Below are 16,239 nucleotides of genomic sequence, written 5' to 3'. Positions count from 1 at the left end.
TTCTTATTGTATAACAAGTAAAGTATAAGCTACCCTACTTTAAATTCCTCCCTATTTTATCTCTTAATGCTTTTAATGCCAAAGACATTCTTTTTTCTACTGCTTTAACAGATATATCTAGCATTTCAGCAATTTCTCTATATTTTTTTTTATTAATTCTATTTAATAAAAAAACTTCACGCTGTTTTTCAGGTAAATCTGCTATAGCATTTTTAAGCTTACTTAAAAACTCTTTCTCTTCAATTATAAATTCGGGGGTCTCATTTGTGTAACCTTTCTTGTTTTCAGAAGAATGCTTCAATACAATTTTTTTATGTGCAACATGATTTAAAAACATATTGTTAGCAACAGTAAATAAAAATGATTTAGCTTTTTCTATAAGTACTTTTGAACAATTCTCCCATAACTTAATGAAAGATTCTTGAACAAAATCTTCTGCTAAATCTTTATCACCACATTTGTAATACATAAAATTATGTAAAGATTTTGATTGTTTATCATAAACATCTTCAAATACTTTTGGTTGACAAATTGTTTTTTTTGTTTTCATTGCAACAAACTTAACATTTTTTTAAAAAAAAGGTAGGGTATTTTATTTTTTAATTGTTTTATAACAAATTAATTATATACTGGGTGCTATTAGTGAACCTTAACCCTTCTTAAAGCTAATGGCACCATTTTTTATTTTCTTTTTAATTTCCTTTTTTCACTATTTAACTTACTAGTTGTTGTAATTTTGTAAAATGCATAAAACTTCAAATAATTCTAAATTAGAATTCATTACTTTAATGGCTTCTTTAATGTCATTAGTTGCCTTATCTATTGATGCTTTACTACCTGCTTTGGATCAAATAGGATACTCTATCAATCTAAAAGACACAAGTGATAATCAACTTCTTGTTACTATGATATTTTTAGGTCTTGGTTTTGGTCAATTAATTGCAGGTCCTATTTCTGATAGTTTTGGTAGAAAACCAATAATATATTTTGGCTTTATTATTTTTGTTTTAGCTAGTTTTATTTGTGTTACAGCTTCAAGTATTGAAATGATGATAATTGGTAGAATTTTACAAGGAATTGGTCTTTCAGCACCAAGAACCATTAGTATAGCAATGGTACGTGATAGTTTTAGTGGTAACTATATGGCTAAAATAATGTCTTTTATAGTTGTAATTTTCATTTTAGTACCAGTAGTAGCTCCTTCATTAGGTAAAATTATGCTTGATAATTATGGGTGGAAATCTATATTTTATAGTCAATTAATATTTGGAGTATTAATTATGATATGGCTGTGGAAAAGACAGCCAGAAACTTTAAAAAAAGAGCATAAAACTACTTTTTCATATAAGCTTTTTATTAACGGATATAAAGAATTTAAAAAACAGAAGCAAGCATTTGTTTTTACTTTAATTTCTGGGCTAATTACAGGCTCTTTTATGGTATACTTAAGTGCTTCACAATATATTTTTCAAGAACAATATAGCTTACATGAAGAATTTCCTTTTATTTTTGCTGGGCTAGCTATTTCTGTAGGTTTTGCAACATTTTTAAATGGAACTTTAGTCATGAAGTTTGGTATGTTTAAACTAGTCTATTTTTTTACTTATGTTTTTATTCTAGTTCCTATTATTTATATCGCTTTATTTTATGGTTCTAAAAACCCTAGTATTGAAATTATTTTATTGTTTTTTGCGCTTCAATTTTTTTCGATAGGTTTTTTATTTGGAAACTTAAGAGCTTTAGCAATGCAACCTATAGGTCATATTGCTGGTATTGGCGCAGCATTTAATGGTTTTATATCTACAATAATGGCAGTTCCTATTGCTATGTTTATAGGTAGTTATATAACAACGACATCTATTCCTCTTTTTATAGGCTTTTTGGCTTGTGGATTACTTTCATTAGCGATGCTAGTATACGTTAAGAAAGAGGTACAATTATAAATCAAATCATTCATTTAAAAGTATTTTTAATTTTGAAACTAGAAGTTATTTATCAAGACGAGTATATAGTTTGTGTAACAAAACCTAACAATGTTGTTGTACATCATGCACATCATTCTAGAAATGTTTCTGACGAAAAATCATTATTACAATTACTTGATGAACAAATTAAGGGTAAATATTATCCTATTCATAGACTAGATAGAAAAACTTCAGGAATTATTTTACTTGCTAAAGAAACCAAGTTTGTTTCAAAATTTCAAAACCTTTTTACAGAAAGTTTAATTCAAAAAACTTATTATGGGATTGTAAGAGGTCATTCTCCACAAAGTACCATTATTTATAGTCCAGTAAAAGGAAGAGATTCAAATGTATACAAAGAGGCAGAAACTAAACTTGAAACTATAAAACAGAAGATTTTAGATATACCTGTAAAACCATATGATACATCAAGGTATAGTTTAGTGAAATTAACTCCAAAAACTGGAAGATTACATCAATTACGAATACATACAAACAAAATAAGTCACCCCTTAATAGGTGATCCAAAATATGGAGATAAAAACCATAATATGATGTTTATTGAAAATTTTGATTGTGACAACTTATTTTTACATGCACATAATCTTGAATTTATTCATCCTTTCTTAAACAAAGAAATCAAATTAACATCTAATTTCACTGAGAATTGGAAAGTTATCTTCGATAAATTCAATTGGGAAATTTAAGAAAATAGTACTAAGAATACTATAGGAAACAACATCCCTAAAACGGCTAATTTCCAGCCTCTTTTAGAAAAACCATTTTTACCAGCAGGAATTAAAACTCCAGTAATTGCTATTAATAACATAGCTACTCCAAAAATATCTGAATACCAAATCCAAAAACTATTAGTAGACTTGTGTAAATACATGGTATGTCCTAATAATGGTACTTTTCTCTTGTACTCTATTATTCCTTTTCCTGTAGCTGTATCAACATCTAATATTATATTTCCTTTAAAATATACTCTAAGTGTATTCTTTCTTACTCTATGGCCATCATATTTTTCATCTATATTCCTTACTTCTTCTTGAATATATTCTTTCGTTAACAAATCTAAGTTTTCAGGCAAATTAAGTTGAACGTCTTTACTTTCGAAAGTATAATTCATAGGATACCAATCTTCTCTGTGATTTAAAATAATTCCTGAAAAAGAAAAAGCAATAATTAAACCTACATAAAAATAAGCAAAGTCACGATGTAAACTTCTATTTGTTAATTTCATTATATTAAATAATATTTATTTTTCAAATATATTGAATTAACCCGAACTATTATGATACTCTATATTTTCTATATCTAGAAATTACTTTACATTAGTCAATAAAAAAACTGCCTTTAAATAAAGGCAGTTTTTTTATTACTTTTTTTTTAGAAAGAACTATATTTCTTTAAAAATAGCATGCATTAAACGCTTTTTATCATTAATACTTTCTTCTAATGATATCATAGTTTCAGTTCTATTTACACCATGAATGTCATCAATTCTATAAATAATATCTTTCGCATCGTTTGTGCTCTTTGCTCTAACTTTACAAAAAATATTATATTTTCCTGCTGTAACGTAAGCTACAGTTACATTAGGTATTAATCTTAAGCTTTCTAAAACATGCTGTGTCATTGATGTTTTTTCTAAAAAAACACCTACATGAGCTATAAAAGAATATCCCATTTTTTCATAATTCAATGTCAATGTAGATCCTTCTATTATACCTTCATCTTCCATTTTCTTTACTCGTACATGAATAGTTCCTGCAGACACTAATAACTTCTTAGCTATATCAGTAAAAGGTGTTCTAGCATTTTCTATTAAAATGTCTAAGATTTGATGATCTATTTCATCTAATACAAATTTCTTCATTTTTGTTTTATTTCAAGTAATACTGCTAAAATATGATTTTTTTTCAATTTTTATATACTTTCATTAGAAGAAAAACAAAGATCAATCATTTATGTTAAATTCTTGATGGGACAAATATGATTTTAAATCTCCTTCTTTCTCCTTAATTAAAGTAAGCACAAATTTATTACTTTCTATCTTCTCAGCGTACTGATATGCTATATCTTTTTCATTATTTTTTGATCTATAAATAACATCATAGAAGTTCTTGATATTGTTAGGAATAGAAAAATATTCTTCATAATTACTGAACTCAGTATTTGTTGAAATATGAAAAAAACCTTGAATTAAAGCATAAAAATTGAACTTTCTTACTTCTTCTCTGTCATAATCATTAGGATAATGCCCAGCTTCAATCAAAATAGTATTATGTCCTAATTTTTGAAAGTTATCTCCAGTTGCTGTTGGATAAAACTCGTCTGTATATCTTCCAACATGATTCGGTATGATTTGCTGCAATAACTTATTCATTGCTATAATCACATTCATCGTTTCTGCTCTACCCTTAGTAATTTGCCTAGATTCTTCTTCTGAAGGGGCTAAAAACGAAATTGTTGCTGGATTTGAAGTACCCTCAACGCCAAAAATTGTTCTTTGATCATGCAAATTAAAACAGAATTCTGGATTAATTTCTTCTAAAACAGACCTTAAAAGCTTGCTTTCTTTAGCTATTAAATCAACAGCATCTCTATTTAAATCAATATTATTTGCATTAACTCTTGTATAAGCATGAGCTCCATCAGGATTTAGCATTGGAATAATATGAATTTCAATATTACTTAAAATAGTTTTAATTATGCTTTTTGAAGAATTTTCATTTATAAAGTTTAAAAAATCAAAAACCGCTTTTGTTCCAGTACTTTCATTTCCGTGCATTTGACTCCACATGAAAACTTTTTTCTTTCCTCTTCCTAATTTAAGTTTATAAATAGGAGTGCCTTTTTCTGAAGTACCTATAATTTTTGATTCAATATAATTAGGTAATTTTGAATATAAACTTTCAATATCTTTAAAAGTGATCCACCTACCTTTAAGTCTATCTTCTTTTATAATGAGATATTCTTTTTCTAAAGAATCAATGTCTAATATTTCCATTTCTTAAATTAAATAGCAAACCATTCAGAAACTAATTGTTTTTCTATTGATTCAACTGAATTATGTACATAATCATTTTTAGCTAAACTATAATGATAATCTTTTGACCATTCCTCAATATTTTTAGCTAATAACTTTAATGAATCACAAATATAATTTACTTCTTCATTAGTAATTGTTGGATGTATTGATAATCGAACCCAACCTGGTTTATCTGTACTACAGCCTTCTAAAATTTTATCTTTAATTTTATGAGAAGTATTTTGGTCTACATTTAATAAAAAATGTCCATAAGTACCAGCACATGAACACCCACCTCTTGTTTGAATTCCAAAATGATCATTTAATAATTTAACGACTAAATTAAAATGATATTTTTCAAAATAAAAAGAGAAAATACTTAATCTATCTTTATGTTGTGGCGCTAAAATTCTTACTCCATCTATACTTTCTAAGCAATCAAAAATAACAGGATTTATTTCATCCTCTCTTTTTTTCATGCTCTCCGTTCCCATTTTATTCTTTAATTGTATTGATAAAGCAATACGAATTGTTTGTAAAAAAGCAGGTGTACCACCATCTTCTCTCGTTTCAACATCATCAATATAATCGTGTTCTCCCCAAGGATTAGTATATGTTACCGTACCTCCTCCTGGGTTATCAGGAATCGTATTTTTATAAAGTTTTTTATTAAACAACAATACACCTGAACTTCCTGGACCTCCTAAAAACTTATGTGGGGAAAAGAAAATTGCATCTAAATGTTCATTTTCATTATCTGGATGCATATTAATATCTACATATGGTGCAGAACATGCAAAATCTACAAAACACAATCCATTATATTTATGAATTAATGCTGCAATTTTATGATAATCAGTTTTAATCCCTGTTACGTTAGATCCAGCAATAACTGATGCTATTTTTATAGGTCTATCGTTATATTTTTTTACTACTTCTTCAAACTTTTCTAAACATACTAATCCAGCATCATCACAAGGTACAACTTCTACATCCGCTATTGTTTCATACCAAGATGTTTGATTAGAATGATGTTCCATATGACTCACAAAAACTATTGGACGTTTCTCATCAGGTATTTGAGTATACTCTTTTAAATTTTCAGAAACTTTTAAACCAAGAATACGCTGAAATTTATTAACTACCCCAGTCATTCCAGAACCTTCAGTTATTAAAACATCATCTTTATTAGCATTTACATGATCTTTAATTATATTTCTAGCTTTAGTGTATGCTAAAGTCATAGCAGCACCAGAAGTAGATGTTTCTGTATGTGTATTAGCTACAAAAGGACCAAACTCATTTAATAATTTCTCTTCAATTGGTCTATACAACCTACCACTAGCTGTCCAATCTGTATAAATAAGTTTTTTTTCACCATAAGGTGTTTTAAATGTTTGGTTTATACCAACTATATTATTTTTAAATTCTTCAAAGTACAGTTCTAAACTCATAACTAAATTCTAAATTTACCTCCTATTAAAATATTGTTTTGAAAAAAGTAAAACCCTTGTGATGCAGTATCAGAAGCATTTACAGTTGTTCTTATATTTGGCATATAAATATATCCTCCTTTGATATCAGCTTGTATAAAAAAGTGTTTTAAAAATGTAATATTTAACCCACCTCCTACTGACGCTCCATATCCAGAAAAATGAAAATCATCATGCCTTTCATTATTTAATAATGTTGTATTTGTTCTAGGAACAAGAACACCAACACCAACACCTTCTGTTAAATTAATTTGAAGATTTTCAAGTTCTAACCCAAACCACTTACTTATATCATCGAATCTATATAACTGAATATTTACGTAATTTAAACCATCTGTATGCTCAAATCGTAAGAAATCACTGGCTAAATTTATATCAGAGTTATTATAAACTCCATCATACTTTGGATTACCAACATTAATAGTACCATCAATTTTCACATCTTGATTTGGTACCATTACATATTTCATATGATCTACTCCAATTGAAATAGTATAGTTTTCTTTAAAAAAATATCCTATTCTAAAATTAGTTTGAGGTATTGTTACCCTTCCCGGATTAAAATAATCTCTAAAAGAAAATTTTGTAGGTCTATCTGTAGCTTTTACATTTTTTAAGGTAAAATCATAATTATTTCCTTTAAAATGTATATCCGAATCAGAATAACTTGCCCAATTCCACCCCCAATAAACAAAAAACTTTCCTTTATTAGTTACCTTTTTAACCTTATTATCTTGTGCGTTCATAGATAAGGAAAAAAGGAACAATGCTATTGCTAAATATTTAGTATTCAAAACTTACGCTATTATTTCTTCTATTTCTTTAATAAATCTTTCAGCTAATGCATCAGCTTTCGCTTGAGATATAGCTTCTGTATAAATACGAATAATAGGTTCTGTATTAGATTTTCTTAAGTGTACCCATTCCTCTGCAAAATCTATTTTAACTCCATCTATTGTGTTAACCTCTTCATCTTTATATTTAGAAGCCATTTTTGTTAAAATATCATCTACATTAATTTTTGGAGTTAATTGTATTTTATTTTTACTCATAAAATAACTAGGATAGCTATCTCTTAGCTCTTTACACGATACTTTTTTATTAGCTAAATGAGATAAAAATAAAGCTACACCAACTAAAGAATCACGTCCATAATGTGAATCTGGATAAATAATACCACCATTCCCTTCTCCACCAATAACAGTATTAGTTTCTTTCATTTTCTTTACTACATTTACCTCACCTACTGCACTAGCGGTGTAAGTTCCTCCGTGTTTCTCAGTGACATCTCTTAAAGCTCTAGAAGAAGACAGGTTTGAAACTGTATTACCCCCTTTGTTTTTTCCTAATACATAGTCAGCACAAGCCACTAAAGTATATTCTTCACCAAACATTGAACCATCTTCAGATATTAATGCTAATCGATCAACATCAGGATCAACTACAATTCCTAAATCTGCTTTCTTTTTTACAACTAATTTAGATATATCTGTTAAGTTTTCTTTTAAAGGCTCAGGGTTGTGAGGAAAATGTCCATTAGGCTCACAATATAGTTCTATACATTTAACTCCTAGTTCTTTTAAAAGCATTGGAATAGCTATACCTCCTGTTGAATTTACTCCATCAACTACAGCTTTAAATTTAGCTTTTTTAATTGCTTTTTTATCAACTAAGTCAAGTTTTAAAACTTCCTTAATATGTTTTTTTATATAGTTCTTTTTCTTCTTATAGTTACCTAAATCATCTACTTCAGCAAATTGCAAATTATTGCTTTCAGCTAAAGCTAAAACTTCTGCTCCATCTGCTCCATCTATAAATTCACCTTTTTCATTTAATAATTTTAAAGCATTCCATTGTTTAGGATTATGTGATGCTGTTAAAATTATACCTCCATCTGCTTTTTCAATAGGAACTGCTATTTCAACAGTTGGCGTGGTAGATAAACCTAAATCCAATACATCTATTCCTAAGCCTACTAAAGTATTTGCAACTAAACTAGTAATCATCTTACCAGAAATACGGGCATCTCTTCCTATTACTATTTTTATTTTTTCTTTTTCTTGATTCTGTTTCTTTATAAATGTACCGTAAGCTGCAGCAAATTTTACTGCATCAATAGGCGTTAAATTATCACCTATAGCTCCCCCTATAGTACCTCTAATACCTGAAATAGATTTAATTAAAGTCATATTGTTATTTAATTTGATAACAAATATAACGGTATTTCAGAAATTAAAGCTTACATATAGGCATCTTTAAATGTAACAATTGTTACACTATACAGATATAAAAGATCCGTTAAATCTATACTTAACGGTAACAATTAAGAAAAATTAGTTTCTTGCTTTATATATAGTTTTTTGATATTTATCTCCGTTTTTCAATTCTTTATTTATAATACTATATCCAAAAGGCAATGTTTCTACTAATTTAGGGTTTTGAATTTCTTCACTATCCAATTTTTTAACCTCATAATTATTATCTATTATATTTCCAAAACTAATTATAGTTCCTCCTTGATATACTGATGGTCTGGGGATATTGCATTTACGAGCTTCAGAACTTGAAACCTGAAGAATCTTTATTGCTGTAAAGTATGGATGCTCCTTTGGAACGTCATTTTTAGAATAACTTTTTTTAACAAAAGTAGTTTTCTTACAGTCTACAAATTGATAGTCAAAACCTTTTTGAAATTTCATCTCTTTTCCAGTAACATTATTTGGATCTTGATATATTCCTTGAACATAACTTCCCTGATAAGGCTCATATAAACTTTCAATTGAATTTTCAACTTTTTTATATATTGTATTCCATTTATTCTGAATTGTTAACATCATTCGCTTGCCTTGACCAGAAGTAAAACTTGCATTTTCTAAAGACCTACAGGGTAAAACATTTGAACTCATAAAATTAGTTGCTGGAACTTGAGTAAAATCAATTCCGCATTTATTTTTATCTTTATCACCTATATATGTTGAACAATCTGAATCAATTTCTGAATTCTCATAAGCCATTGAAGGTAATGTATCGTCTATATAATCATTTTGAGCTACCAAATTACAATTCGAATTATTCCAGTTTCTATATGTATGTTCTAATGAGAAATTATGACCAATTTCATGAGGTAAAGTAGATGTTAATAAATACTCATCATCTATTACACTGTTTATTCCTGGTTTATTTGATAAACCAGCTATTTTTCTAGAATCGTATTGACTATAACGTATCGTAGAAACGATATATACATTAAAACTGTTATTTTGATATTTACCTATACTTTTTGAGTATTCTACTAACTGACTAAAAGTTCTGTTTCCTCCAATATATAATACAGACCTCCATGTGCTATTAATTTGATCATGCCCTTTATATTTAAAGAAAATTTTAAACTGATTAAATGTTTTATTCAAAATTGCTACAGCCTCAATTAAATCATTTTCACTTATTGGCACAGCACGGTTTCCATTATTTTCATTAACAACATGAAAAAACACATTAAAAACCTTTATTTCATATGAAGGTCGTCGGTTACTATACCTAATATTATCACTTTCATCCAAATCATTATTTAATACTTGTTTAGAATCGACACATTGGGCAGGAGGAATGTTATTAAGCTCCATATAATTTTCTACTTCACTTAATTTTAAAGTTTTTTTATACAATTTGTTCAACATATCTTTTTGTGCTGAACTTTTAATACTAAATAACAACAATAATAATACAATACATAAATTTCTAGTTTTTCTCATTAGTAATAACATTTTTTAGAATTAGGTTCGTTTTAAGGGGGGTATAAAAACACCTTTCTATATCTGACAATGCTAGTAGTAGAAATATTTGTAGTAGTAATTTGGTAGTAGTTGTTTGGAGCTAAAATGCCAAATAAGAATTACTTGAAAAATAATTATAGTACACTAGTACATTCACTATAATTATTGATGAATCAAATTATCAATTGATTCACAGGACCTTATAAATTTAACACTTTTTTTTAAAAAAAACAACACTTTTGAAAAGTAACTTTTAAATACAAGGAATAAAAAAAGCCGTTACATGATGTAACGGCTTTTAAAAATTTATGGTTTTAGGAAATTTATTTTCCTTCCATTTTTTTCTTTAATTCAGCTAATCCACCGATATCACCTAAAGTAGTTTTTTCAGTTTCTTGCGCTTTTTTAGCAGCTGCTTTAACATTCTTTTGCTCTTCAGCTCTAAAGATAGAAGTATGAGAAACAACTATTCTACGGTATTCTTTACTGAATTCAATTACTTGAAATTGAACAGTATCACCTTTAGCTAATTTACCACCATCTTCTTTATCTAAATAACGAGAAGGTGCAAATGCTTCAACTCCATCAGCAAAAGCTACAGTAGCTCCTTTATCGTTTTTATCTTTGATAGTTCCTTCATGAGTAGATCCGATTGAATACGTAGCTTCATGACCATCCCAAGGATTATCTTGAGTTTGTTTATGACCTAAGTTTAATTTACGGTTTTCTACATCTAATTCTAACACTTGAACTTCTAATTTATCACCAACAGTTACGAAATCTGATGGATGCTTAATTTTCTTAGTCCAAGATAAATCAGAAATATAAACTAATCCATCAATACCTTCTTCTAACTCTACAAACACACCAAAGTTAGTGTAGTTACGTACAGTACCTGAATGTTTAGAACCTACAGGATATTTAGTAGTAATATCAGTCCAAGGATCTGGGTGTAATTGCTTCATACCTAAAGACATTTTACGCTCTTCGCGGTCTAATGTTAAGATTTGAGCTTCTACTTCATCACCAACAGTTACGAAATCTTGTGCAGAACGTAAGTGAGTTGACCAAGACATTTCAGATACGTGAATTAAACCTTCAACACCATCTTCTACTTCAACAAATGCACCATAATCAGCTAAAACAACTACTTTACCTTTTACAGTATCTCCAACTTTTAAATCAGAGTTAAGTGCTTCCCATGGGTGAGCAGATAATTGTTTTAATCCTAATTGAATTCTTGACTTGTTATCATCAAAGTCTAAAATTACAACGTTTAATTTTTGATCTAACTCAACAACCTCATTTGGATGGTTGATACGAGACCAAGATAAATCAGTAATATGTACTAATCCGTCAACACCACCTAAGTCAACAAACACACCATAAGAAGTAACGTTTTTAACAACACCTTCTAATACTTGTCCTTTTTCTAATTGACCGATGATTTCACGTTTTTGATCTTCTAAATCAGCTTCGATTAACGCTTTATGAGAAACTACAACATTCTTAAATTCGTGGTTGATTTTAACAACTTTGAATTCCATAGTTTTTTCAACATATTGATCGTAATCACGGATAGGTTTAACATCAATTTGAGAACCTGGTAAGAAAGCTTCAATACCAAATACATCAACGATCATACCTCCACGAGTTCTACACTTAACAAAACCGTTAACGATTTCTCCAGTTTCATGTGCATTATTAACACGATCCCAAGCTTTGATTACACGTGCTTTTTTATGAGATAATACTAATTGACCAGAAGAATCTTCTCTTTTATCAACTAATACTTCTACTGTATCTCCAACAGCTAAACTAGGATTGTAACGAAATTCATTTAATGAAATAACTCCTTCAGATTTAGAGTTAATATCAATAATTGCATCACGATCAGTAATACGAACAACTTTTCCTTCAATAACATCACGTTCATTTACGAAACCTACTGTTCCTTCTAAAGCTTGTTCAAATTCTTTTAATTTAGACTCATCAACTTCATCAATACCTTCTTCGTATTTATGCCAATTAAATGTTGCTAAAAATTCTGCTGGGTTAACTGCTTCTGCAGTTGTTGTTTTTGTTTCTTCAGACATGTCTGAGAATAATTTTGTATCTTTTTATTAATCAGGATATTATCAATATTAATGCAAAGAGATATTAAACTTATAAATATATTTTTCTTACCTTTTCAATCCTGTTCTTGTAAAAAGGCGTGCAAATTTACGGATTATTTTTTAAGTAACCTAAATAGATATTACTTTAAGTACCTAAAAAAGAGTATACACCACCTTTTCTAGTAATTATTTAACAAATTAACTTTTATCAAGTTCATTCCAATAATAACTATCGGGATAAATTCGATCTCCAAAAATTGCTGTTCCTACTCGGATAATTGTAGCTCCTTCCTCTATTGCAATTTCTAAATCTTTACTCATACCCATTGATAATTCACTCATCTCTACATTCGGTATATTAAGTGCTATAACCTCCTTTTGTATTTTCTTTAAAAGTTGAAAACACTTTCTTATTTCATTCGATTTTGAACTTAACAAACCTATAGTCATTAATCCTTTAATATGAATGTTTTTAAATTTAGCTATATTTTTTATTAGCTCAATTGTTTCATTTGGGGCAACCCCAAACTTACTTTTTTCAAAAGAAGTATTTACTTGAATGAATATATCTATTTGTTTGTTTTCTTGTGCTAATTTATTTTGTAATTTCTCAGCAACAGATAATCTATCAATAGATTCAATACAAGTTACCCATTTAAGCACTTCCTTAATTTTATTACTTTGTAAATGTCCAATAAAATGAACTTCTAGTTTATTTTTTTTTACTGAATTACATTTTTGCTTAAGTTCTTGTACTTTATTCTCTCCAATAAGTGTTTCTCCTTGTTCTAAAGCAAAATTAATACAGTTTGGGTCTACTGTTTTTGTAGCCAATAATAAACGTACTTCCTCTTTTGCTCTGTTAGCTTTTTTACATGCTTTTATCATTCTATGGTGAATGACATTTAAATTATTTAAAATATTATTCATTTTAATTTAGAGTTCTTTATGCTCTAAACAATCTATTTGCAATTCAGTGTTTTTTAATTCTTTTTGAATTAGATTACAATAATGGTTATTCCCTTCTTTTTTATAGTGGTAACATGTTAAACACATGCGTTGAGTAGAAATTATATTCTTTTGATTTAATTGATAAATTAATTGCATTAATTGCTTTAAGAAAACTCCCTTTTCTATTTCAGATAAATAATCTATTGACTCATTTAGAGCGCTTGTAAAAAGACTTGCTTTTTTAACAATCTTTTTTCCTTTTGCTGTTAATTCAACTAAAAAACTTCTAGAGTCTTTCGGATTTACCTTTTTAACGAGTAACTCTTTTTTTAATAAAACTTTTATTGAATCACTAACAGTTGCTTTTGTTAAATCAAATTCAGTAGCCAAAAAACCTACCTTTAAGTTTTCTTTTTTATGTGTATCACAAAAAATCAGCAATTGTATTTGAATTGGACTAATTTTATACAGCTTACTTTCTTCCCAGAGTAATACTCTAAATGCTTTAGAAATACGTTCTAAACCTTGGGTTATTTTTCTATTTACTACTCCAGCTTCCATACTAATAAACAGTTGTTATTTCTTTAGCTTCTTCTACCTCTATAATTTTATTTTTAACATTTCTATAAGTAATATCTCTTGCCTCTGCATAAGAAATAGAATAACTTCTCTCAAAGTTTCTAAATTCTTTAGGAAATTTTAATAATAATGAATCATAATACTTATTTAATTCATTTTTATTTGGTATTTCAAACTTTAGCCTTAATTGAAAACGTCTTAATAATGCTGAATCAATAATACTTGAATGATTTGTTGCTGCTATTAATAAAGTAGTATTGGGTAGTTGATCAATTTGTTGAATAAGAGTATTCACTAACCGCTTCATTTCTCCAGAGTCTTTAGTATCGTAATCACGAGCTTTGCCTATATAATCAAATTCATCTAAAAAAAGAACTGAATTTTCTCGTGAAGCTTTCTTAAATACACTTGTAATATTTTTAGCTGTTTCACCTAACTTCGAAGAAATAATTTCTCCTAAATTCAAAATTAATATTTCCTTATCTAATTTATGAGCTATCGCCTTAGCTGTAGTGGTTTTTCCACAACCAGTGTGCCCATATAAAAGAATTTTATTATCTACTGGTAATTGATATTCACCTAGAATATTTATATACTTAAATTCTTTGAGTAATTGACTTAATATGTCCTTATTGCTTTTACTAAAGTGAATATTGCTTAATTCAATTAAAGATGTATCTCTTGACTTTAAAATTAAGTTAGGTAGTATAGCCATTAGTTTATTATGTTTAATAGCACAAAGTTAGCAATCCTAATTAAAAATCACTAGTTTTTATTCTTAGTTATATCTTATAACCTATTTTAACACTGAATTCAATTATTTAATAAATTGATTAGATTATTATTAATTAAGTAGTGAACAATTAGTTGTTCACTACTTAACTTTACTATTTTAACCTTTTACATCTGCCATAGAAGCACCAAAATTAAGATGCAAAACATTATTAGTTGGAGTTAATAATGCTGGTACAGATTTTACTCCTACCAATTCTGCTTCTTCAATTCTAGACCTGTTTTCTCCAATATTTACAATTTCAATATTGTCCTTACCTATTAACTTAACAATTTCATGTTCAGCACTTATACATACTGAACAACCTGCGTGATAAAAAATTGATTTACTCATTTTTCTGTGTTTAAAATTTTTAGCAATATTGCTATTACAAATATAGTAAGGATTCCTAACTAAATAAAATTATTAAAGAAATTTAACAAAACACAAATACCTGTTTTTAAACAAAAAACTGACACACTGTGAATTAAATGTATTAAAGAAATATAATATAAATGAAAAGCTCTAATAATAGATATATTAAAAACTATTAAATTAAAGATTGTAATCCAATTTATTAAGTGAAATAAGTTAATTGTAGATTAAAATATTAAGTAGTAGAAATCCAATTTACTCCTTTAGTTTTTACTTCACTACCGTAATTTAGGTAATGATTCATATGTATTATTTCACCATTAATATCTTCTAATTCAACTTTTATATTAAAAAGGCCCCATGTCCAAATTACTAATGAACAATTTGTATTATCAGATTTTCTTTCAATGGTTTTAACTGGGTTTCTAAAGGTTTTATGTAGTGTATATTTAACTTTTTTAATAAAAGGCAAATCTTTACCCTCTATAAATAAATATACTTTATATAGTGTTTTACTACTTCTAGATGTATTTTTTTTATAATGAGCAATCAACTCTTTATTTACCCCTTTTTTATTCGGGCTAAAAATCGAGTCACGTACTTTTATATCATATGTTTTTACTCTACTATTCATAACCTCTTAATTTTCTTCAATTTCAGGAGCTTGTTGAATTTCTTCTTCTATTGAATTATTTTCAATAGTGTCTAATTGAGTAACCTCATTTGTTGTTGTTATTCTAGATGAATTCGTTCTTGCTGCAGATTCTCCAAAATAATATCCTATGACTGTACCAACTATACCTCCTAATGAAGCTATTACAAGTTGTAACGCTTTCATTTTATTATTAAAATCTGGAGTAGCTGCCATAGAATACACTATTAAACCAGCAAAAATTATTATGATAACTAAAGCTAAAAAGTGCTTAAAATCATTTATTAAATTAGCAAAAAATTGCGTTGTTACATAAATTAAATTACCATAGTCTTTACTATTAACTTCGGGGTTTTTGTACTTACCCCAATTAAAAATTTTTGCAAGCCAGTTTATCATTATTAAACAAGAAAACATAAGCAAAATAAGTATTATAATGCCACTGGAATGTTCTGTTAAAAAAGTTAAGAAGTTTTCCATTATATTTTTAGTTTAATTAATTAAGCTTACACATAGCTAATTTAGT

17 protein-coding genes are annotated in these 16,239 nt (G+C 27.8%); 2 read left to right on the top strand and 15 right to left on the bottom strand.

All coding sequences use genetic code 11. The annotated features are described in order from the left end of the window. Window positions 1-34: 34 nt before the first annotated feature. Window positions 35-550 (bottom strand): RNA polymerase sigma factor, encoded by a 516-nt coding sequence (locus BLV71_RS13580; protein ID WP_093871075.1) that lies wholly within the window; start codon window positions 548-550, stop codon window positions 35-37. 193 nt (window positions 551-743) lie between these two features. On the opposite strand from BLV71_RS13580, the gene BLV71_RS13575 reads away from it, so the two are divergent. Beyond that, window positions 744-1,943 (top strand): multidrug effflux MFS transporter, encoded by a 1,200-nt coding sequence (locus tag BLV71_RS13575; protein WP_218131773.1) that lies wholly within the window; start codon window positions 744-746, stop codon window positions 1,941-1,943. Between the two features lie 32 nt (window positions 1,944-1,975). Then, complete coding sequence (locus tag BLV71_RS13570; protein ID WP_093871074.1) at window positions 1,976-2,671, top strand: pseudouridine synthase; 696 nt, start codon at window positions 1,976-1,978, stop codon at window positions 2,669-2,671. On the opposite strand, the gene BLV71_RS13565 is transcribed toward BLV71_RS13570, so the two are convergent. The 14 genes from BLV71_RS13565 to BLV71_RS13500 form a co-directional block, all read right to left on the bottom strand. Then, window positions 2,668-3,210 (bottom strand): PepSY-associated TM helix domain-containing protein, encoded by a 543-nt coding sequence (locus BLV71_RS13565; RefSeq protein ID WP_093871073.1) that lies wholly within the window; start codon window positions 3,208-3,210, stop codon window positions 2,668-2,670. The genes BLV71_RS13570 and BLV71_RS13565 overlap by 4 nt on opposite strands. A 156-nt stretch (window positions 3,211-3,366) precedes the next feature. Then, window positions 3,367-3,846 carry an Lrp/AsnC family transcriptional regulator gene (locus tag BLV71_RS13560; RefSeq protein WP_093871072.1) on the bottom strand — a complete coding sequence of 160 codons (480 nt, stop codon included), beginning with the start codon at window positions 3,844-3,846 and terminating at the stop codon, window positions 3,367-3,369. A gap of 81 nt (window positions 3,847-3,927) precedes the next feature. Further along, window positions 3,928-4,980, bottom strand: coding sequence for a M14 family zinc carboxypeptidase (locus BLV71_RS13555; RefSeq protein ID WP_093871071.1), 1,053 nt, complete (start codon window positions 4,978-4,980; stop codon window positions 3,928-3,930). 8 nt (window positions 4,981-4,988) lie between these two features. Beyond that, a complete protein-coding gene (locus BLV71_RS13550) occupies window positions 4,989-6,455 on the bottom strand; it encodes an aminotransferase class V-fold PLP-dependent enzyme (RefSeq protein ID WP_093871070.1) in 1,467 nt (488 codons plus the stop codon). 2 nt (window positions 6,456-6,457) lie between these two features. Next, entirely contained in the window at window positions 6,458-7,240 is a 783-nt protein-coding gene (locus BLV71_RS13545) for a hypothetical protein (RefSeq protein WP_093871069.1), read from the bottom strand. Window positions 7,241-7,291: 51 nt separating this feature from the next. Beyond that, entirely contained in the window at window positions 7,292-8,683 is a 1,392-nt protein-coding gene (glmM, locus tag BLV71_RS13540; protein ID WP_093871068.1) for a phosphoglucosamine mutase, read from the bottom strand. 144 nt (window positions 8,684-8,827) lie between these two features. Beyond that, window positions 8,828-10,246, bottom strand: a complete 1,419-nt coding sequence (locus BLV71_RS13535; RefSeq protein WP_143032792.1) for a zinc metalloprotease — start codon at window positions 10,244-10,246, stop codon at window positions 8,828-8,830. A gap of 344 nt (window positions 10,247-10,590) precedes the next feature. Next, window positions 10,591-12,363, bottom strand: coding sequence for a 30S ribosomal protein S1 (gene rpsA, locus BLV71_RS13530; RefSeq protein ID WP_093871066.1), 1,773 nt, complete (start codon window positions 12,361-12,363; stop codon window positions 10,591-10,593). Window positions 12,364-12,582: 219 nt separating this feature from the next. Continuing rightward, a complete protein-coding gene (locus BLV71_RS13525; protein WP_093871065.1) occupies window positions 12,583-13,314 on the bottom strand; it encodes a YggS family pyridoxal phosphate-dependent enzyme in 732 nt (243 codons plus the stop codon). Between the two features lie 6 nt (window positions 13,315-13,320). Then, the gene (locus BLV71_RS13520; protein ID WP_093871064.1) at window positions 13,321-13,896 is read right to left on the bottom strand and encodes a MarR family winged helix-turn-helix transcriptional regulator; all 576 of its coding nucleotides are present in this window, start codon (window positions 13,894-13,896) and stop codon (window positions 13,321-13,323) included. Between the two features lies 1 nt (window position 13,897). Beyond that, entirely contained in the window at window positions 13,898-14,629 is a 732-nt protein-coding gene (locus BLV71_RS13515) for an AAA family ATPase (RefSeq protein ID WP_093871063.1), read from the bottom strand. 177 nt (window positions 14,630-14,806) lie between these two features. Next, window positions 14,807-15,040 (bottom strand): thioredoxin family protein, encoded by a 234-nt coding sequence (locus tag BLV71_RS13510; protein WP_093871062.1) that lies wholly within the window; start codon window positions 15,038-15,040, stop codon window positions 14,807-14,809. Window positions 15,041-15,296: 256 nt separating this feature from the next. Beyond that, the gene (locus tag BLV71_RS13505; protein WP_093871061.1) at window positions 15,297-15,695 is read right to left on the bottom strand and encodes a pYEATS domain-containing protein; all 399 of its coding nucleotides are present in this window, start codon (window positions 15,693-15,695) and stop codon (window positions 15,297-15,299) included. A 6-nt stretch (window positions 15,696-15,701) separates the two neighbouring features. Next, complete coding sequence (locus BLV71_RS13500; RefSeq protein WP_093871060.1) at window positions 15,702-16,112, bottom strand: hypothetical protein; 411 nt, start codon at window positions 16,110-16,112, stop codon at window positions 15,702-15,704. Between the last annotated feature and the right edge of the window lie 127 nt (window positions 16,113-16,239).

This window comes from Tenacibaculum sp. MAR_2010_89, assembly GCF_900105985.1.
In the GTDB taxonomy this organism is placed as follows: domain Bacteria; phylum Bacteroidota; class Bacteroidia; order Flavobacteriales; family Flavobacteriaceae; genus Polaribacter; species Polaribacter halocynthiae.
This window is presented reverse-complemented; position numbering and strand designations above follow the sequence as displayed.